Here is an 18826-nt window from a genome sequence, read left to right on the forward strand (position 1 = left end):
ACCTCCGCGACACATCGGAAGGGAGGGCCGATCATGGTTGAGCGGTATGTGATGTCCATCGACCAGGGCACCACCTCCACGCGATGCATCCTGTTCGACCACAGCGGACGGCTGGTGTCGGTCGCCCAGCGGGAGCACCAGCAGTTCTTCCCGCGGCCGGGCTGGGTCGAGCACGACGCCGTCGAGATCTGGCGCAATCTCCAGCGCGTCGTACCCGAGGCCCTGTCGAACGCCGGCATCGACGCGGGACAGATCTCGGCCATGGGGATCGCCAACCAGCGCGAGACGACGGTGCTCTGGGACCCGCGGACCGGGGCCCCGCTGGGCAGGGCCATCGTCTGGCAGGACACCCGCACCGCCCCGCTCGTCGACGAGCTGCGAACACAGCCCGGAGACGAGTTCTTCCTCGAACACTGCTGCCTGCCTCCTTCGACCTACTTCTCCGCACCCCGCATCCGCTGGCTGTTTGACCACGTCGAGGGGCTGGAGCAGCGCGCCCGGGACGGCGAGGTGCTCTTCGGCACGATCGAGAGCTGGCTGATCTGGAACCTCACCGGCGGCACGGACGGCGGCCTGCACATCACCGACGCCACCAACGCCAGCCGCACCATGCTCATGGACATCCGCACGCTGACCTGGGACGAAGCCCTGATGGACTTCTTCGGCGTGCCGCGCTCGATGCTGCCCGAGATCCGGTCCTCGGCAGAGCGGTACGGCGAGGCCCGCTCGCTCCTGCCGGGCGTGCCCATAACTGCCGCCCTCGGCGACCAGCAAGCAGCCCTGTTCGGGCAGACCTGCTTCTCGCCCGGAGAGGCGAAGTGCACCTACGGGACCGGCAGCTTCCTGTTGATGAACACCGGCACCGACCTGGTGCGCTCCCAGCACGGGCTGCTCACCACCGTCGCGTACAAGATCGCGGACCAGCCCACGGTCTACGCCCTGGAAGGCCCGATGGCCGTCACGGGCTCGCTCGTCCAGTGGTTCCGCGACCGGCTGGGCCTGATCCACAGCGCCCCCGAGATCGAGACCCTGGCACGCACCGTCGAGGACAACGGAGGCTGCTACATCGTCCCCGCCTTCTCCGGGCTGTTCGCACCCCACTGGCGCAGCGACGCCCGCGGCGTCATCGTCGGCCTCACCTCGTACATCACCAAGGGGCATCTGGCCCGGGCCGTCCTGGAGGCCACCGGCTGGCAGACCCGCGAGGTCGTCGACGCCATGAACGCCGACTCCGCGCTCGCCCTGAAGCAGCTCAAGGTCGACGGCGGCATGACCTCCGACCATCTGCTCATGCAGATCCTGGCCGACGTGCTGGACGTTCCCGTCGTACGTCCGCTCGTCCACGAGACGGTGTCGCTGGGTGCCGCCTACGCGGCGGGGCTCGCGGCGGGTTACTGGCCGGACCTGCGGGTGCTGCGCCGCAACTGGCACATGGCCGGCCAGTGGCTGCCGGACATGGACCCCGGACGGCGGGAGTGGGAGTACGCCAGCTGGAAGCGGGCCGTGGAGCGGTCCCTGGGGTGGATCCAGCCGCCGAAGCGGCCGTGAGGCGCCGGTGTCAGGAGGGTGGCGGACTGGTGCTGGGCCCGCTCGGTGACGTTGCAGGGGGCGACGGCGGGTCCGTGGGTGTGGGTGGTTCGGTCCCGCTCGGGGTGGGCGTGGGGGGAGCCGTGGTCGCCGGGGGCGTGCTCGGCGGCGGCGTGGGCGTGGTCGCCGTAGGGCCGGGAGCCGTCTGAGTGGGGGTCGTGGTGTGGCTCGGAGGGGTCGCGGGGTGCGGCCTGGCCGCGGTTTGCGGGCTGTCGGTCTGCGCGGGCAACTGGAGATGGAAGTCGTCCACCGGTCGGCCTTTCAGCGCGGCGGACATGTACGCCGTCCAGATCCGGGTCGGGTAGGAGCCGCCGTTGACCCTGCTGATGCCGGCGGCGTCACCGAGGGAGATCCGGGTGTGGTCCGTGGGCTTCTCGGCGAACATGGCCACCGATGTGGTCAGTTCGGGGGTGTAGCCGACGAACCATGCCGAGAGGTTGTTGTCCGTCGTACCGGTCTTCCCGGCGGCCGGTCGGCCGAGAGCGGTGGCCAGATAGCCGGTGCCCCCGGGGCTGACGACGCCCTTCAGCACCGAGGTGACCTGGTCGGCCGTGGCGCGGGAGAACGCCCGGGTGGCGTCGTGACCGGGCAGGTCGTACGCCTTGTTGTCGCGGGTCAGCTTCTGCACCGCCCAGGGGGCGATGTGCCGGCCGTGGTCGTCGAAGGTCGCGTACGCGCCGGCCATGTCCAGCGGACTGGGTGTGGCCACGCCGAGGGTCAGGGCGGGCGTGGCACCCATGTCGGGCGTGTCGGCGGGGAGTCCGGCCGCGACGGCGGCCTTGCGTACACGGGCGAGTCCGGCGTCCGCGCCCTCCTGCGCGTACACGGCGTTGACGGACTTCATCATCGCCGTACGCAGGCTGATTCGGCCGTAGTCACGGTCGTCCTCGTTGGGCGGGCAGTAGTGCAGACCGCGGGGCAGGCCTTGCACGCAGTGGCGGCTGGTGCCGTCGTAGCGGGTGCCGGGAGTGATGGCACGGCCGTCCTGAGTGGTGGCGTGGTTCTGCAGGGCGGCCGCGAGGTCGAACGGCTTGAAGGTGGAGCCGACCTGGAGGTCGTGCCGGACGGCGTCGTCGTAGGGACGGACGGCGTAGTCGGGTCCGCCGTAGGCGGCGACGATCCGTCCCGTCGACGGGTCCACGGATGCCGCGCCGACCCGGATGGACCTGGCCTTACGGGTGCCCGGCAGCTCCCGCAGGCCGTTCTTCACCGCGGCGACCAGCGCCTGCTGGTCCTTCTTCACGAAGGTGGTGGTGATCTGCCAGCCGCCCGAGCCGAGCGTGGCCTCGTCGACGAGGTTGTTGTCGACCAGGTACTTGCGGGCGATGTCGATGAGGTATCCGGCCTGGCCGCCGACACCGGGGGTGGGCCGAGGCGGCATGGGCGTCGGGAAGACCATTGCGGCGCGCCGGTCCTTGCCCAGATAGCCGAGGTCGACCATGCCGTCCAGGACGTAGTTCCAGCGGGCGACGGCCGCGGCCCTGAGGGCCGGGGCCGCCGTGGAGACGTCGTAACTGCTGGGTGCCTTGAGCAGCGCGGCGAGGTAGGCGCTCTGAGGAACGCTCAGCTGGGAGGCGCGGATGCCGTAGTACGCCTGGGCAGCGGCACGGATGCCGTAGGCGTTGCGGCCGAAGTAACTGGTGTTCAGATACCCGGCCATGACGGCGTCCTTGCTCTGCGTCTCATTGACCTTGATGGCGATGATGGCCTCTTTGACCTTGCGGTCGAGGGTCTGCTCGCGGGTGAGGTAGTAGTTCCGCACGTACTGCTGGGTGATGGTGGAACCGCCCTGCACCCCTCTGCCGGTCACGGTGCTCCAGGCCGCACGCAGGATGCCGCGGGCGTCCACGCCCTGGTTGGAGTAGAACGTACGGTCCTCCGCGGCCACCACGGCGTGCTGCATGGCGACGGAGATCTCCGACAGCGGCAGCGATTCGCGGTTGACCGCGCCCGTACGGCCGATCTCGGTGCCGTCGGCGTAGTAGTAGACGTTGCTCTGGCTCACCGCCGCGGCGTTGGGATCGGGGACCTGGACGATCACGTACAGCGCGAAGAACGCCGCGACCGTGAGCAGCACCACGGTGAGCAGGCTGCTGAGCACCATGCGCCAGGTGGGGAGCATCCTGCGCCACCAGGGCATCGCCTCGCGTGCCGCCTTGCGCAGCAGCCGGGCGCGCCGACGGGTCTGCCGCGCACGGCGACGTTGCCTGCGCCAGGCGGCGACCGGTCTTCCTGCGGACTCGCTGTCCCCCTTGTTCATACCTGCGCCGTTCTTCAGGCCGGCAGGGTCGGGGGGTGCGCCTCGGGGCGCGAACCGGACGCGGCGCGCCGCTCCGAAGTGCCGTAAATACCACTAATGGAATAGCATTTTCCCCTTTGTGGCCGAACCATGCCTGTGACGGTGGTTTGCGGGGGCAGCTTTCCGACCGGGCGGGTCGGGTTCTCGACCGGTGCTCGACAGGGCGAACAGCAGGACCGCCTGGGGGAGTTGGCCGTCGACCTGGCCGGAATCGGCCCTCTCGGCGGGTCTGACCATCGGCGGCGGGCACCCTGATCGCGACTTGGTCGACCTGCGGTCCACCCCGAAGGGGCTGACCATCCAGACCTACCGCACCACAGGCCGCCCACAGTACGAGGCGGTCACGGCCTGAACCACGGCCGCGGCCACCTCGGGCTGCCTCAGGGCGTCATGGCCTCAAGCACGAGCGCCGTGTCCACGAACTGTTCGAAGCGGACGATCAGGCCGCCGCGGACCACGAAGTGGTGCGCCACGCGGACGTCGATCGGCTTGCTGGTGGCCTTGTTGACGGCCGTGTAGCGGGCGAGGACGACGACGTTCTCGCCGTCGACGACGTAGGTGTCGTCGTGGGCGGTCCAGCCGTCCCAGTCCTTGCCGAGCTTCTCCATGACGTTGGAGGTGACCCCGCCGGGGGTGCGGTAGGTGCCGGCCAGCGGGAAGCCGGCCATCTCCGTCCACTCCACGTCGGGGGCGAGGGTGGCGCGCAGGGCCTCCAGATCACCGGCTGCGGAGGCCAGGTACTGGCGGCGTACGACGTCGGCCGGTGCGGTGGAGGTGGCGAACTCGCTCATCGTCAGCCCCACTTCATCTCGCCCTTGGCGACCTTCGCACCGATCTGGGCGGCGATCTGCATGCCGTTGCCCGGGTAGCGCTTGATGAGCGCCTCCGTCAGGGTGGCGCCGTCGGCCGCCTTGTCCAGCTCCTCCTCGAAGGCGAGCAGGTACTCGCGGGTGGCGGCGATGGCGGAGGCGTCGGCGGGCGCGTCCGGCAGGCGGTGTCCGGGGACGACCAGCTGCGGCTCCAGCGCGGCCATTTCGTCGAGCAGGTCGATCCAGGCGGCGCGGTCGCCGGGGGTGGGGGTGTCGGCGACCCAGACGTGCTCCTGCTGGAAGAGCAGGACGCCGCCGAGCAGGGCGCGGTGCTCGGCCTGCCACAGGTAGTGGCGGTCGGGCAGCCCGGCCGGGCCTCCCTGGAGCTCGAAGCGGTGGCCCTCCAGGGTGAGGTCACCGGTCAAGGGCTCGATGTCGACGAGGCGGCTGGGCAGATTCGGGCCGAGCGCGGCCCAGGCCTTGAGCTTGCCCTCGTAGGAGTGCCGGATGTGCTCGACGACGATCGGGGTGGCGACGAACTTCGCCTCGGGGAAGGCGTCGGCGACGGCCTCGGCGCCGAAGTAGAAGTCGGGGTCGCCGTGGGAGACGAAGACGGTGGAGAGGGTCTTGCCGGAGTCGAGGATCTCGGCGACCAGGCGGTGGCCGTCGGCCCGGGTGAAGCCGGCGTCCACCAGCAGCGCCTCGTTCTCGCCGGTGACGAGGGTGGCGGTCTTGTTCTTGCTGCCTGCGGGGAAGTCCAGGTCGAGGACCTTGAAGGACAGGGTGCTCATGGATGGCTCCTTGAGGGGAGTGGGCGGGGTGGGGGCGGGGGAGGCGATCAGGAGCCGTGCAGGGCGGTGAGCTGCCGGTCGATCTCGTCGGCGTCGGCGCGGCCGTAGGCCAAGGGGGTGACGTGGTCGTCGTCGACGGCGAAGAGCGTGGGGAAGCCGGTGACGCCGAGTTCGGCGGCCCGACGGAAGTCGGTCTCGGCGGCCTGCTGCGATGCGGCGCCCTTGAAGACGGCGACGACGGCTTCGGCGTCCAGCCCGGCCTTGGCGGCGGCCTTCCGGTAGGTGGCCGGGTCGGAGAGGCTGAGGCCGTCGACGTAGAAGACACCCTGCAGCGCGGCGGCCAGTTCCGCCGCGCGGTCCGGAGCTGCCTGGCGCAGGGCGGCGAAACCGCGCGCGGCGGCCTCCGAGTCCATCACGAACGAACCGTCGGCGACCAGTCGCTCATAAGCCGCGCCGAACTCGGCGCCGGTCACCTCGGCGATCTTGGCGTTCGCGCCCCGGACGTGACCGAACTCCCGGATCGGCACCCGGCGCGCCCCGGTGAACAGGCCGCCGGAGACCACCTCGACCGGGAGGTCGGGGTGACGGGAGACGACCTCGAGCAGCGTTTCGGAGAACCCGTGCGACCAACCGCAATAGGCGTCGAAGACGTAGACCAGCTTCATCGAAGACCTCGGCAAGGAGAGGGTGCGCCCGCCGACTGCGAGCGTCTTGCCTGAGAAAACAGTAACTGACTCGTCAGATATTTCCTCGCACGTGTGACGCCGACCACGCGCCCCGCTGGTGCGGCCTCAGGTGCCTATCAGGGCAGGCGCGGCAGTACGTCCCGGGCCGAGTGGCTGAGAATGCGCAGGTCCTCGGCGAACCGCTCGTGATCCTCGGCCGGCAGGGGAGCCAGGAAGTAGCGGCGGATGTTCTCCACGTGCAGCCGGGAGGCGCGCACCGCGGTCTGCTCGCCCGACTCCGTGAGGCGCACCAGTCGGCCGCGCCGGTCGCCGGGATCCTCGGCGCGCTCCACCAGCCCGGCGGCCTCCATCCGGTCCACCAGGCGAGTGGCGCCGCCCGTGGTCAGTACCTGCTCCTGGGCGATGGCCCGCATCGACAGGCCCGGCTCGCCCGCCCGCCCCAGGATCAGCAGCACCTCGAACATCAGGTGGCTGATCCCGCACTCCTCCTCCAGGGCGCGCCCCAGGATGTACTCCAGCCGGTTCGCCGCCCCCTGCAGCCTTCCGAACGCGAGCACCAGCGGGTCGTTCGCAGCGTCTTTCGCCGACGAGATGTCCGCCTGCTCATCCACGTCGCCACCGCCTGTCGGGTCTTCCACGGCTTCCATCCATTGATCATGCCGTGTCGGCGGGGCTCATGCTCCGCTCCCCAGCGGGACGCACGCGGTGCCGCGTCGGCTCGGCACGGGGACCCACCGAATCACCTTACGCAGTTCTGATCGGGGCAACGGACGACACCGCCCCGGTACCCGGCCTCGGCCTGGTACCAGGGCGCCGTCGTGGGCGACTTCGGCCGGACGTGATCAGTCGACGTCGGTGGTGGCGAGCCCGGCGTAGACCTCGGGCCGGGTGCGGCGCATCCGGGCGGCGAGGACGACGCCGATGAGGAAGACGGCCGGGGTGAGGGCGACCAGCGACCAGTTGACGGCCGGGCCGGCGCCCGTGAAGAGGTTCAGGCGGGTGCAGACCAGAGCGGTGGCGGCGGCGAGCAGGACAGCGGCGGCGCCGGGGGCGACCAGGGTGCGCAGCCGTCCCTCGCCGCGCTGCGGGTCGTTGCGGCGGAAGAAGGCGACGACCGCGCAGGCCGCCAGCAGCTGCAGGACGAGGATGCCGACCACACCCGGGGTGTTCACCCACAGCAGGAACTGGTTGTACGGGTCGGCTCCGATCGCCGCGAACACGGCCACGGTCGCTGCCGCCAGGACGCTCTGCACGAGGCCCGCGATCCACGGGGAACCGTGCCGGGCGTGGATGCGGCCCAGGGAGGTGGGCAGGGCGTGCTCGGTGGCGAGGGCGTAACCGTAGCGGGTGATGGCGTTGTGGAAGGCGAGCAGGGAGGCCAGCAGGCTGGTGATGATCAGGATGCGCTGGAGGTCGGTGGCCCAGGTGCCGACGTACTGCGTCATGGCGGTGAAGAACATCTCGGCCGGGTTCTTGGCCGCCGCGCCGACCGCGCCGTCGTTGCCGAACGCCTGCACGATCACCCAGACGACGAAGGTGTAGAAGAGGCCGAGGAAGGCGATGGCGACGTAGGTGGCGCGGGGCACGGTGCGGTCGGGGTCGCGAGCCTCCTCCCGGTAGATGGCGGTGGCCTCGAAACCGGTGAAGGCGGCGACGGCCAGCCCCAGGGGCGCGCTCATCTGCGAGATGAACACGTGGGAAGGTGCGAAGGAGGCCAGGCTCAGGCCGCTCGCCCCGCCCTTGAGCAGGATCGCGCCCGCCAGCAGCACCAGGACGGCGGTCTCGGCGATCAGCAGCGCGGCCAGGACCTTGGCACCCAGAGAGATGGAGCGGAAGCCGAGGAACCAGACGACTGCCACGCCCGCGAAGGCGTAGACCCACCACGGCAGGTCGACGCCGAGCAGGTCGCCCGCCGTGCCGGCGGCGAAGAACCCGAAGGCGCCGAACACGCCGATCTGCAGGGCGTTGTAGGAGAACACCGCGAGCAGCGCCGCGCCGAGCCCGGCCGGACGCCCCAGCCCCCGCGTGATGTAGGAGTAGAAGGCGCCCGCGTTGCGGATGTACGGCGTCATGGCGGTGAAGCCCGCCGCGAACAGGCACAGCAGGACACCGATCGCCAGGTAGGCGACCGGGGCGCCGATGCCGCCGAAGAGGATCGCCAGTGGTGCGACACCGGCCATCACGGTGAGCGGCGCGGCCGCCGCCACCACGAAGAACACGATGTCGGCAAGGCCGAGCGTGCCGCGCCGCAGGTGGCTGCTCGCGTCGGTCCCGGCGGTCTGTGGGGGCTGCTGAGGTGCGGTGGGGACGAGGGGCTCGGTCATGAGGTCTCCGGTGGCGGTGTGATCGAGGCGATGAGCGGGGATGCCCCTGACCCGCGAGCCGGCCGTGGCGTCGGCGTACTGACCGTACGCCTAGCCTCTTGCGGCACGCGAAGGGGTGGAGATGCCGGCCTCGTGTGTGCGGCGGCCGGCGAGCCAGGTGCCCAGGACGGGCAGGTGCGCGAGGTCGGCCGGTGCGGTGGTGACCGGGTCGGCGGCCAGATGCACCAGGTCGGCGCGCATACCGGGGCGCAGCGCGCCCCAGTCCTTCTCCTCGAACGCCTGGTGGGCGCAGCCCGCGGAGTAGGCGGCAAGTGCGGTCGCGGTGTCGATCCGCTCCTCGGGGAGCCAGCCGCCCTCGGGAGTTCCCTCGGGGGTCTGGCGGGTGACTGCGGTGGCGATGCCCCGCAGTGGTTCGTGGGCGGTGACCGGCCAGTCGCTGCCGAAGGCGACGCGGGCATCGGAGGCGAGCAGGGAGCCGATCTGGTACTGCCGCCGGCCGCGTTCCGCGCCGATCCGGGGAAGGATCAGCCGGGTCATCAGGGGGTCGCACTGTGCCCACAGCGGCTGGAGATTGGCGATCACGCCGAGGGCCTCGAAACGTGGCAGGTCGGCGGGATCGATCAGCTCGGCGTGGGCGATGACGGGGCGCCGATCGCGTGTTCCGTTCGTACGGCCGGCCTCCTCGATGGCATCCAGGGCGGAACGCACGGCGCCGTCCCCGATGGCGTGCACATGCGGTCGGAACCCGAGCGCGTCCACGGCGACGACGGCCTCGGCGAGCTCTGCGGGTGACCAAGTGGACATACCGTGCGAGTGGGGACAGTCGGCGTAGGGCTCCAGCAGGGCGGCGGTGCCCGCCTCGATCACTCCGTCCGCGAAGAACTTCACACTCCGCGCGGTGAGCAGTCCGGGCGCCGCGCCCTCGATCCGTTCGCGGTCGGAGGTGAAGCAGTCGATCCGCTCCCGCCAGCCGCCGGGTTCCAGGAGGAAGCACAGGTCGGCGCGGACCGGCAGGCCCTCTCCGGTGGTCGCGGCGGTGATCCAGACGTCTACGAGGTCCGGCGTGACCAGGGCGTCCTGCACCCAGGTCACCCCGGCGGCGGCGAACCGGGCGGCGGCCTCGCGCAGGGCGTCCACGTGCTCTGCGTGGGACGGCTTCGGAACGAGGGCGAGTACGGGGTTCAGGGCGCCGAACTCGCGCAGCGTGCCCAGCGGTTGGTCACTGCCGCCCCGGCGGACGATCTGACCGCCCGCGGGATCCGCGGTGGCGGCCGTGTACCCGGCGCGCCGCAGGGCCTCGCTGTTCACCCAGGCCGTGTGGTGGTCGGACGTGCGCAGCAGCACCGGGCGGTCGGGTACGGCGGCGTCCAGCCACCGTGCGTCGAACAGCCCGTCCGGTGCCAGCCAGGGGTCGATGCCGTCGCCGGTGATCCACTCCGCCTCGGGGTGCGATTCGGCCCAGCGCCGTACGGCTTCGACGCTCTCCTCGACGGAGGCGCACCCCTGGACGGGCACCCCGCGCAGCCCGAGCCCGCCGAGCACCGGATGGGCATGGCCGTCGCCGAACGCCGGCAGCAGCGCCCCGCCCTCCAGGTCGACCACGGCCGTACCAGGACCGCGCAGGGCGAGCGCTTCGGCGCCCAGGGCACTGATCCGGCCGTTCGTGACGGCGAGGGCCTCGTGGCAGCGGGCGTCGGTGTCCCCGGTGCGGACGGTTCCCCCGGTGAAGACGATGTCTGCATGCATGGCGTGGCAGTGCCCTCCTGCGACCTGGTACGACGTCCGAATCCCTTAACTGAATGGCATTCGGTTTCCGGTAATGTAGGGGTCACCGCAACGGAGCGGAAGAGTTTTACTGAAAGTCATTCGGTAATGTTTGGGGTACGGCAGCCCGAGCGGCCCGCCCTCCCGCACACACGAGACGAGGAGTCGCCGTGCCACGGCCACGCACCCCGCTGCTGGACCGGCGACGCATCGGCGCCGCCGCACTGCGCCTGGCCGACGAGCAGGGCACCCTCACCATCCCCGCCCTGGCCCGCGCCCTCGGGGTGGCTCCCTCGGCGCTCTACCATCACGTCTCGGGCCGCGCCGAGATCATCTCCCTCATGCGCGAGGAACTGGCGCTGACCACCGGCGGCGCCGACCAGGACTGGTCCCAGCCCTGGGAGCAGGCCCTGGAGGCCTGGGCCCGCTCCTACCTCGCCACGTTCGCCGCTCACCCCGGCGCGGTGCCGCTCCTCGCCGTGGCCCCGCTCGCCGAGCCCTTCATGCACGCCATGTACGAGAAGATCGCCGAACTGCTGCTCGCCGCGGGGTTCGCCGAAGCCCAGGTCATGCCCCTGGTCAACGCCCTGGAGAGCTTCATCCTCGGCTCGGCCCTCGACCTGGTCTCCCCGCCGGTCATGGTCTCCGACGTCACCCGCGAAACAGCCCCGCACCTCAGCGCCGTACTCGATCGCACCCCGACCGACCACACGCGCGCGGAGCGCTCCTTCGACACCGGCCTACGGGCCATGCTCACCGGCTTCGGTCACCTGCTTCGCGACAACTGAGCTGCCCTTACCCCTCAGCGGGCCGGGGAACGGCCATCTCTCCGAGCAGGGACCAGTCGTCCTGGGGGATCGTCGCGTTGATGATGCGCGGGGTCTCGGCGAGGTAGGGCGGCAGTGTCTTCTGGGCGGTTCGGAAGTGCTCGGAACCGACGTGCCCGGCGCCCGCCGCGTCGTCGCGGAAGGCCTCCACGAGGACATACTCGGCCGGGTCGTCGATGCTGCGGGACCAGTCGAACCAGAGGCAGCCGGGTTCGGCGCGTGTCGCCCGGGTGAACTCGGCAGCGATCTCCGGCCATTCGTCCGCGTGCTCGGGCAGGACACGGAACTTCGCCGTGATGAAGATCATCTCAGGGCTCCTCGGGGGGTGTCGTGGGCTGAACCGGTCGTGTTCAGCGTGGCGGGGCCTTCGTATTCATGGTCGCTGCCGAGGGCGTCGGCGCGCATGGTCGTATGCCTTCCCATGAACAACTGCGCCAGATCATCCGTCACGCGGCGGCTCGGCATGAACCGGCGAGCGTCTACCGCAAATCGGCGCGATACGGGTGCATGCCGCGACCGTGGCCATCCGCGTACGGGACGATGAAGCGCAGGCCCCCTGGGCTGGGCCCGACCCGAGCCGGGTGCGGGGGACGGCTCGGTACCCGCCCGCGCCAGCACGGGGGACGGCGGTGTGCCGGTGTTCAGGTTGACCTGTCCTGAACCGTCGGTGCGAGCAGACGCTCGTACTCCTCGCGCTGCGGACGCTTGTGGAAGCGGCCGCCCTGCATGATGTGATCGCCGCGCCCGGCGCTGCTGTCCCAGGATCCGGCGGGACGGTGCGGTGTTCTCGGCCTGGGGGATCGCGTAGAGGCGGCGGATGGGGATACCCACCGCCCGGGCGATCGCGGCGGGTGACAGGTCGGGGTCGGCGATGTGGCCGAGGACGTGTCGGCGGCGCGGTCCATGTGGGTCGCTGTGGGGACTCCGGGTCCCAGGTCGGTGGCGGTGCCGTGGGACACGGCCGTGGCGAGCAGCGTCGGCATCGTGGCGTTGAACCACGGGACCCTCGGTCAGCCCCGGCCGTCCCCACTGGGAGCAGGGCAGCCCCGGGGACGTGCCGTGTACCGGCCGAGTGAGGATCCACCGCTGCTCGGCTTCTGCCACCGAACCTTCAGTCGCCGCCACCAGGGCTGCGGATCATCCGGCTCGACAGGTGCGTCCGGCAGCGCCGAAAAGGCGCCGGCCTTTGCGTGCCATCCGCTGAACACGCCACGGAACACCGGGTGGGGCTCGTGCGGTAGGGGGCCCCTCGATGAAGCCACTGTGCTCTCCTTCGCTTGCTCCGTTACCGTTAACGTGACCGGTAACGTGATTGTTGCCCAGGGGAGGAGAGTCCGTCAACGCCCGCCGCCGGACGGGGGATGGCGCGGAAGGCCGGTGAACCTGATTGACTTGGACACAGGGCGGCACAGAAAACAGATAGTGAGTGGGCAGCGTGGCCGGACAGCGGGGAACGGAAGACCAGCGGGCGCGGGGCGCGAGAACCGTCAAGCGCGTCACGCTCCGCGACGTCGCCCAGGCGGCGGGCGTGTCCCATCAGACCGTCTCCCGGGCGATCAACGGCAAGGGGGAGATCGACCCGGCAACCCAGCAGCGGGTGCTCGATGTCGCAAGGCAGCTGCGGTACCGGCCCAGCCGGTTCGGCCGGGGGCTGGTCCGCCCGGACGTCGTGTCCGTCGGGCTCGTCGTCCCCGACGTGGTCAACCCGTTCTTCCCGGAGTTCGTGGCAGGAGTGATCGCGGCCGCGGACGAACGCGACTGGCAGGTGCTCGTGGCCAGTACCGAGAACGACCGGTCCCGGGAGCTGGCCCTGGTCCGCTCACTCGGCCAACAGGTCGACGCCCTTGTCGGCTACATCAGCCATCCCGACGCGCAGCTCGAGCCGTACGTGGGCAGCACGCCGCTGGTCCTGGTCGATCGCGGGCTGGACTCGTCGCACCACGCGTTGGTCCACATCGACACCGCGACGGGAATCCGGGCCGGGCTGCAGCACCTCATCGACCGTGGTCATCGCCGGATCGGCCTGATCGACTGCGAGTGCTTGAGCGCCCCGCTGGTCCGGCGCCGGACCTTCCTCGACGTCGCCGCCGAATACGCGCTGCCGGTCGACGAGGACTGGATCGTCATGGCCGAACAGTCCCCGGCCGGGGGTGCCGCCGGGTTCGAGGCGCTGTACGCCGCGCGCCCGGACCTGACCGCCGTGGTCGCCTTCAACGACCTGGTGGCGATCGGCGCGCTCCGGGCCGCCCGCCGACTCGGGGTCCAAGTCCCGGACGACTGCGCACTGCTCGGCTACGACGGGCTGAGCGTCGTCGATCTGATCGACCCGCCACTGACCACCCTCCACCTCGACAAGCGACGGCTGGGCGAACTGGCCATCCACCAAGTCGACCAGCTCCTCGCAGGTGAACAGCCGCCCCCCATCGTCCTGACACCGAGCCTGAAAGTCCGCGGCACGACGTGAGCCGCCTCTGACCTCGGTCCATCAGCGAGGAGGGCGGTGCACAGGCATGGGCCCGTCTGCGATCCGGCGCCGCCGCCCCGGCCGACCGGCACCCCGTCGGAAACGCCGAAGGCCCGGTTCCGCCAACCCTGGCGGAACCGGGACTCTGCCCGCGGCGCCCGGCGCCTAACTCATCGCACCTCCCGCGCGTACGGCGCCACGACGATCCGGTCGATCAGCGGTGCGTAGCGGGAGCGCAGCAGCACCCCGGGGAAGGTGTCCGAGGCATAGGTCGTGCCGTCGAAGTTCGGCAGTTCCTCCGAGCGGAAGGTGAGGGTGTTCTGGCCCTTCTCGAGGTGGACCGGGACGGTCAGTTCCCAGAAGTTGTCCTGGTGGAAGGTGTGCGGGAAACTGACGCGCTGCATCGTGCCGCCGTTGACCGTGATGTCCGCGTGGCGGGCCAGCGGGTCCGGGTTGTAGTGGGTGGCCTCGGACTGTTCGGGGTTCGAGTAGCGGATGCGCAGCGCGTACAGGCCGGGCTTGTCCGCGGCGACCGAGAACGTCGCCGTGTTGCCGTTGCCCGGGTCGCCGCCGATCCCGGTGATCGCCGTACCGTCACTCGCCAGGGGCAGCGAGGTCAGCGTGGCCGAGCCCGCGAGCCTGGCGTCCTGCGCCTCGTACGTACGCGTCTTGAGCGTGCCGTCGGTGGGTGTGACCCTCAGTCGGTCGACGAGGGTGGTGGTTGAACTCCCCGTCACCGTCACCTTGTTGATGCCGCCCGAGAGGGAGACGGCCGCCTTGTGCCCGGACTTGGTCACGTGCAGGACGTCGTGGCCGTTGACCGACAGCCGTGCGTCCGCGGCGCCCAGGGTGCCGACGTCGAGGGTGGCCTCGCGGTCGGCGGGGGAGTAGACCCAGAACGTGGCCGTCTGGCCCTTCGCGAGCCGGGCCGCGCCCGAGCCCGTGGCCGGGGTTCCGGCCTGCTTCGGCAGGTCGTAGACGGGCTGCGCCCCGCCGCCCAGCCAGGCCAGTTCGCCCTCGTGGACCTCGGTGGCCGCCGACGGGTCCGGCAGGGACAGGGTGAGGCGGTCGACGATGGCGTCGCCCTTGGTGGCGCGCTTGCCGTCGAGGCTCTGCGCGGCGAGCGTCAGGGTGTGCCTGCCTTTGGTGAGATGCACCTTGGTGTCGGTGTGGTCCCACACCACCCACTTGTAGCCGAGCGGCAGATACAGCTCCTGCTCGCTGCCGGCCTGTCCGTCCACCCGGAGGAAGACATTGGTGGGGCCCTGCTCCTTCACCTTGTCGAAGGTGTTGAGGGAGTTGGCGAAGACGCTCAGGTCGTAGGTGCCGTCCTCGGGGACGTCCACGGCGAAGTCGAGCGTGACGTCCGAGCCGGTGCGCAGGCCGCCGACGTCGTAGCCGCCGGAGGTGTAGAACTTCGACACGTCGGCCGTCGAGCCCTCGGGGCCGTTCCTGGAGTAGCCGGACCCGGTGTGGGCCGCGTCCTCCGCCTCGTACGACCCCTGCCAGCGCACGGGCGCGGACTGTGTGCCCTTCGCCTTGCCGGCCGGGCTGAGGACGATCTCGTACGCCGAGGACTCCTTCAGCTTCGGCAGCGTGCCGTCGCCGAAGTCCACGACGGCCGTCCCGTCGGCAGCGACCTTCAGGTTCGTCTCCGTCAGCAGCTTCGGGCCGGAGTTGTCGCCGACCTGCCCGCTCCAGTCGATCTCCCGCACCCAGGCGTGGACTTGATCTCCGAAGACCTTCTTGGGGATGCCCGCGAAGGTGATGTGGCCCTTGCCCGTCGAGCCACCGAAGATCAGCCGGGCCTGCTTCTTCTTCTCGTCGAGCGTGGCCACGCCCTGCATGGTGTAGTTCTGGCCGGGGAACGGCGGGGTCACCTTCACGGTGTGCCCGCTCATCGAGGCGTACGAGTGCAGCAGCCACCACTGGCCGTTGCCGCGGCCCGACTGGACCGCCGAGTCGGAGAGGTTGCCGTCGATGTTCCAGTACGCGATGTCGGCGTCCACCTTGGACTCCTCGATCGCGGACACCCACTGGATCATCTGGCCCGGGACGGAGGTGTGGTAGTTGAAGGCGTACTCGTTGATGTTGACGGGGAGTTGGGATCCCTCGTGGGCGGTTCCCTTGAACAGGTCCTTCTCCCATGCCCGGTACTTGGCCACGCTCTCGCGCACCGCCTCTGGGTGGCTCAGCTCGTGCCAGGTGATGACGTCCGGGAGCGTGCCGGCGGCCAGGGTGTGGGTGAGGAAGCCCTTCACCTGGTCGTACAGGATGCTGGTGTTGGGGCCCGCGATCCGGGCGTCCGGCATCTTGCCCTTGATGAGCCTGTAGGCGGAGTCCCAGGCGGCGAAGTAGTCCTTGGGGTCGTTCAGCCAGCTGACCTTGTCGTAACTCCACTCGCCGGTGCCGAACATGTTGCCCTCGGGCTCGTTGAACGGCACGAAGACGATGTTGTCCTGGTACTGCCTGGGCAGCTTGAGGACCTGGTCGACCTGCTTGGCGATCTTCTCCTCGTAGAGCTTGAGCTTCTCCGCCGGGGTGGCGCCGGGCCACTCGTACGGGAAGCCGCGGTGGATGTCCGTCATGTAGATGTACACGTCGCCGTCGGTGGAGTCGGCCAGCGGCTTCACCACGTCCAGCGCGTCCGCGCCGGGGTGCTGCGGGCCGTCCTGCGCCTTGGTGGAGACGGTGCGCAGGCCCATGCCCTCGATGAGGTTGTTGGTGGGGACGCCCGGCCCGTACACGCCGTAGAGGGTGCCGGAGGCACCGCCGTGGAACGTGCCGGTGTCCGAGCCGAGGTCGACGGTCAGGGCTCCCTCGCGGACCACGGTGACGGTCGCCTTCACCGCGCGTCCGGCGGCGGTTCCGGCCACTGTGAAGGTGCCCGGCTGCGCGTACTTCTCGGACGGTACGGCATCCCAGGTGACCGGGGTGTCGCGGTCGTAGCCGTCGGAGAAGGAGGAGCGGACGGCGGCGGGCAGGGACGGGGCCGTCCCGGTCGTCGTGCGGACTTCGAAGGAGGTCTGCGAGAGCTGGTCGAGGGTGGGAAGCGTCCCGACGGTGCCGGCCACCTGCTCGGCGGTGAGCGCCGAGTGCCAGACCGTGAAGTCGTCGACCGCGCCCTTGAGCAGGGGGTCCGGGTAGAAGGACTTGCCGATGTAGCCGGCCGCCGTGGCCGAACCGTCCAGGAGGTCCTTGGCCTTGACGTTCGTCGCGGCGGAGGAGACCGCCACCCCGTCGAGGTAGGTGGTGACCCGGTGGGCGGCTGCGTCGAGGGTGACGGTGACGGTCCGCCAGCCGTCGGCGGGCAGCGGCGCGTACCCGGAGACCTGCGCCTCCGCGCCCCCTGAGCCGGTGGTCACGGCGGTGCGCAGCACACTGCCGTTGTACGGCGTCGTGAACAGGTACTTGGTGGTGTCGGTGCCCAGATCGAAGATCCGCTGCCAGGCCGACTTGTCGCCGCTCCACTTCACGCGGGCCGAGACCGTCAAGTCGCTTGCGTCACCGAGCACTTCGCGGGGGAGGCGGACGTACGCGCCGTCCGAGGTGGGTGCCCCGCCGGGCAGGGACAGCGCCTTGCCGCCGTCCGAGCCTGCGACGGACTGGGCGGTGGAGCCGTTCACCAGGGTCGCCGTCAGCCCGTTGCCGGAGCTGTCGGTGATCCGGCCGGAGGCGAGGTCGTCCTGGTCGAAGGTGTAGTGGGCGGCGGGCTGGGGCGTATCGGCTGCCCGCGCGGGGACGGCCGGTGCGGCCAGCAGGCCCGCACCGAGAGCCAGCACCATGGCGGCCGGGGCCCGGCGCCGGGCGGATCTGTCAGCGGATGACATGGATTGCGTCCTCAATCCTCGGGAATGTGCGTCGAACCGATTCGATGAGGGGCGATATGCGGCGTAGGGAGCGGCTCGTCGGCAGGGGAGGGGTACCCGTGCTTGAGGGGAGGCCGGCAGGGGCCCGTGGACGTCGGAAGGATCACTTCATCGAACCGGTTCGGGGAAGCTAACACCGGGAGTCCTGGCCATCAATCCCCTCGACCAGAAGAAATCCGGACCTTCTGTCGATGCGGAAGTTTCGTCTGAGGTGTTGACAGTCGTTGTGTCCGTTCCTACCGTCACTTCACGCGAACCGGTTCGACGATCGATCCGGCGAGTGCTCTCCCCACTCAGAAGTCGAACCGGTTCGAGCAAGGTCAGAGCAAGACTTTCGAGCAAGGAGCCGCCCGTGAACATCGGAGAGATCGCCCGCCGGGCCGGTGTCTCGCGGAGCACCGTCTCCTACGCGCTGAGCGGCAAACGCCCGGTCTCGGACGACACCCGCCGGAAGATCCAGCAGGTCATCGACGAGCTCGGCTACCGCCCGAACGCCAGCGCCCGCGCCCTCGCCAACGGCCGCACCAACACCATCGGCCTCGTCTTCCCGCCCGCCGGCAACCACTACACCGGCATGCAGCTGGACTTCATCGGCAGCGTGGTGGAGGCCGCCGCGGCCTATGACTACGACGTCCTGCTCTCGCCCAGCGGCGTGGACAGCGACCGCTCGTTCCAGCGGCTGCTGGGGGAGCGGCGGGTCGACGGTGCGATCCTGATGGAGATCAGGCTCGAGGACGACCGGGTCGACCACCTGGCCGAGCTGGGCTTCCCCTCCGTCGCCATCGGCCGCACCGCCCGCCCGGAAGGCGGCTGGTGGGTGGGCCTGGACCACACCGCGCTGGCAGCGGCGTGCGTCCACCACCTGGCGGACCTCGGGCACCGCCGGGTCGCCTTCGTCAACCGCCCCGAGCAGCTGCTGAGGGCCGGATACGAGTCCGCCCAACGCGGTCTCGACGGTTTCACCAAGGCCGCGGCCGAACGCGGGCTGACCGTGCGGACGTACTGCTGCGGGGACGACGCGGCCTCCGGCGAGGCCTGCCTGGGACAGATCCTGCACGACGACCCGGCCACCACGGGCCTGGTCACCCTGAACGAGGCCGCGCTGGGCGGCCTGTACCGGGGGCTCGCCCAAGCCGGCCGCCATGTGCCGCGTGACTTCTCCGTCACCGGGGTCGTGGCCGGCCGCTGGGCGGAGACGGTGACCCCGCAGCTGACCGCGGCCGACGTACCGGCGGAGGAGATGGGCCGGCGAGCCGTCGACCTGCTGGTGGAACGGCTCGACCATCCCGACGCCCCGCCCCGCCACCATCTCCTCGCACCGCCGATCTCCCTGCGGGCCAGCACCGGGCCCGTCACCGCGCGCTGACCGCACCCCGCGTAGTACTCCTCAACTCGCCTCATTTCAC

General features: G+C 70.5%; 14 protein-coding genes. 5 read left to right on the forward strand and 9 right to left on the reverse strand.

Features of this window, described 5'->3' with window-relative positions; genetic code table 11:
• Window positions 1-33: 33 nt before the first annotated feature.
• Window positions 34-1548, forward strand: coding sequence for a glycerol kinase GlpK (gene glpK, locus ACWCRD_RS25965; protein ID WP_450968163.1), 1515 nt, complete (start codon window positions 34-36; stop codon window positions 1546-1548).
• Window positions 1549-1558: 10 nt separating this feature from the next.
• Here the strand turns inward: glpK and ACWCRD_RS25970 are convergent, their stop codons facing one another.
• Window positions 1559-3847, reverse strand: a complete 2289-nt coding sequence (locus tag ACWCRD_RS25970) for a transglycosylase domain-containing protein (RefSeq protein WP_450968164.1) — start codon at window positions 3845-3847, stop codon at window positions 1559-1561.
• Window positions 3848-4037: 190 nt separating this feature from the next.
• Here ACWCRD_RS25970 and ACWCRD_RS25975 point away from each other — a divergent pair, with 190 nt between their 5' ends.
• Window positions 4038-4238 carry a hypothetical protein gene (locus tag ACWCRD_RS25975; RefSeq protein WP_450968165.1) on the forward strand — a complete coding sequence of 67 codons (201 nt, stop codon included), beginning with the start codon at window positions 4038-4040 and terminating at the stop codon, window positions 4236-4238.
• 28 nt (window positions 4239-4266) lie between these two features.
• Here ACWCRD_RS25975 and ACWCRD_RS25980 read toward each other — a convergent pair whose 3' ends face one another.
• From ACWCRD_RS25980 to ACWCRD_RS26005, 6 genes are all read right to left on the reverse strand, one after another.
• The gene (locus tag ACWCRD_RS25980) at window positions 4267-4677 is read right to left on the reverse strand and encodes a nuclear transport factor 2 family protein (protein WP_450968166.1); all 411 of its coding nucleotides are present in this window, start codon (window positions 4675-4677) and stop codon (window positions 4267-4269) included.
• Window positions 4678-4679: 2 nt separating this feature from the next.
• Window positions 4680-5486, reverse strand: a complete 807-nt coding sequence (locus ACWCRD_RS25985) for an MBL fold metallo-hydrolase (protein WP_450968167.1) — start codon at window positions 5484-5486, stop codon at window positions 4680-4682.
• A 47-nt stretch (window positions 5487-5533) separates the two neighbouring features.
• Window positions 5534-6151, reverse strand: a complete 618-nt coding sequence (locus tag ACWCRD_RS25990) for a DsbA family protein (RefSeq protein WP_450968168.1) — start codon at window positions 6149-6151, stop codon at window positions 5534-5536.
• Window positions 6152-6288: 137 nt separating this feature from the next.
• Entirely contained in the window at window positions 6289-6783 is a 495-nt protein-coding gene (locus ACWCRD_RS25995) for a MarR family winged helix-turn-helix transcriptional regulator (protein WP_450968309.1), read from the reverse strand.
• Window positions 6784-7014: 231 nt separating this feature from the next.
• Window positions 7015-8496 (reverse strand): APC family permease, encoded by a 1482-nt coding sequence (locus ACWCRD_RS26000; protein WP_450968169.1) that lies wholly within the window; start codon window positions 8494-8496, stop codon window positions 7015-7017.
• Between the two features lie 90 nt (window positions 8497-8586).
• Window positions 8587-10242, reverse strand: coding sequence for an amidohydrolase (locus ACWCRD_RS26005; protein ID WP_450968170.1), 1656 nt, complete (start codon window positions 10240-10242; stop codon window positions 8587-8589).
• A 188-nt stretch (window positions 10243-10430) separates the two neighbouring features.
• Here ACWCRD_RS26005 and ACWCRD_RS26010 point away from each other — a divergent pair, with 188 nt between their 5' ends.
• On the forward strand, window positions 10431-11048 hold the full coding sequence (locus ACWCRD_RS26010) for a TetR/AcrR family transcriptional regulator (protein WP_450968171.1): 618 nt from the start codon (window positions 10431-10433) through the stop codon (window positions 11046-11048).
• A gap of 7 nt (window positions 11049-11055) precedes the next feature.
• On the opposite strand, the gene ACWCRD_RS26015 is transcribed toward ACWCRD_RS26010, so the two are convergent.
• A complete protein-coding gene (locus ACWCRD_RS26015) occupies window positions 11056-11394 on the reverse strand; it encodes a putative quinol monooxygenase (protein ID WP_450968172.1) in 339 nt (112 codons plus the stop codon).
• 1128 nt (window positions 11395-12522) lie between these two features.
• Between ACWCRD_RS26015 and ACWCRD_RS26020 the strand changes: the two genes are divergently transcribed.
• Window positions 12523-13551: a LacI family DNA-binding transcriptional regulator gene (locus ACWCRD_RS26020; protein WP_450968173.1), complete on the forward strand. Its 1029-nt coding sequence runs from the start codon at window positions 12523-12525 to the stop codon at window positions 13549-13551.
• A 170-nt stretch (window positions 13552-13721) separates the two neighbouring features.
• Here the strand turns inward: ACWCRD_RS26020 and ACWCRD_RS26025 are convergent, their stop codons facing one another.
• On the reverse strand, window positions 13722-17336 hold the full coding sequence (locus ACWCRD_RS26025; protein WP_450968310.1) for a LamG-like jellyroll fold domain-containing protein: 3615 nt from the start codon (window positions 17334-17336) through the stop codon (window positions 13722-13724).
• Window positions 17337-17772: 436 nt separating this feature from the next.
• Here ACWCRD_RS26025 and ACWCRD_RS26030 point away from each other — a divergent pair, with 436 nt between their 5' ends.
• Window positions 17773-18786 carry a LacI family DNA-binding transcriptional regulator gene (locus tag ACWCRD_RS26030; RefSeq protein WP_450968174.1) on the forward strand — a complete coding sequence of 338 codons (1014 nt, stop codon included), beginning with the start codon at window positions 17773-17775 and terminating at the stop codon, window positions 18784-18786.
• Window positions 18787-18826: the final 40 nt, after the last annotated feature.

This window comes from Streptomyces sp. NPDC002092 (genome assembly GCF_053593775.1).

What these genes read in the sequence shown, in the direction of transcription:
- glpK (WP_450968163.1), top strand. Translation starts at nt 34, where the DNA reads ATGGTTGAGCGGTATGTGATGTCCATCGACCAGGGCACCACCTCCACG.
- ACWCRD_RS25970 (WP_450968164.1), bottom strand. Translation starts at nt 3,847, where the DNA reads ATGAACAAGGGGGACAGCGAGTCCGCAGGAAGACCGGTCGCCGCCTGG.
- ACWCRD_RS25980 (WP_450968166.1), bottom strand. Translation starts at nt 4,677, where the DNA reads ATGAGCGAGTTCGCCACCTCCACCGCACCGGCCGACGTCGTACGCCGC.
- ACWCRD_RS25985 (WP_450968167.1), bottom strand. Translation starts at nt 5,486, where the DNA reads ATGAGCACCCTGTCCTTCAAGGTCCTCGACCTGGACTTCCCCGCAGGC.
- ACWCRD_RS25990 (WP_450968168.1), bottom strand. Translation starts at nt 6,151, where the DNA reads ATGAAGCTGGTCTACGTCTTCGACGCCTATTGCGGTTGGTCGCACGGG.
- ACWCRD_RS26000 (WP_450968169.1), bottom strand. Translation starts at nt 8,496, where the DNA reads ATGACCGAGCCCCTCGTCCCCACCGCACCTCAGCAGCCCCCACAGACC.
- ACWCRD_RS26005 (WP_450968170.1), bottom strand. Translation starts at nt 10,242, where the DNA reads ATGCATGCAGACATCGTCTTCACCGGGGGAACCGTCCGCACCGGGGAC.
- ACWCRD_RS26015 (WP_450968172.1), bottom strand. Translation starts at nt 11,394, where the DNA reads ATGATCTTCATCACGGCGAAGTTCCGTGTCCTGCCCGAGCACGCGGAC.
- ACWCRD_RS26025 (WP_450968310.1), bottom strand. Translation starts at nt 17,336, where the DNA reads ATGGTGCTGGCTCTCGGTGCGGGCCTGCTGGCCGCACCGGCCGTCCCC.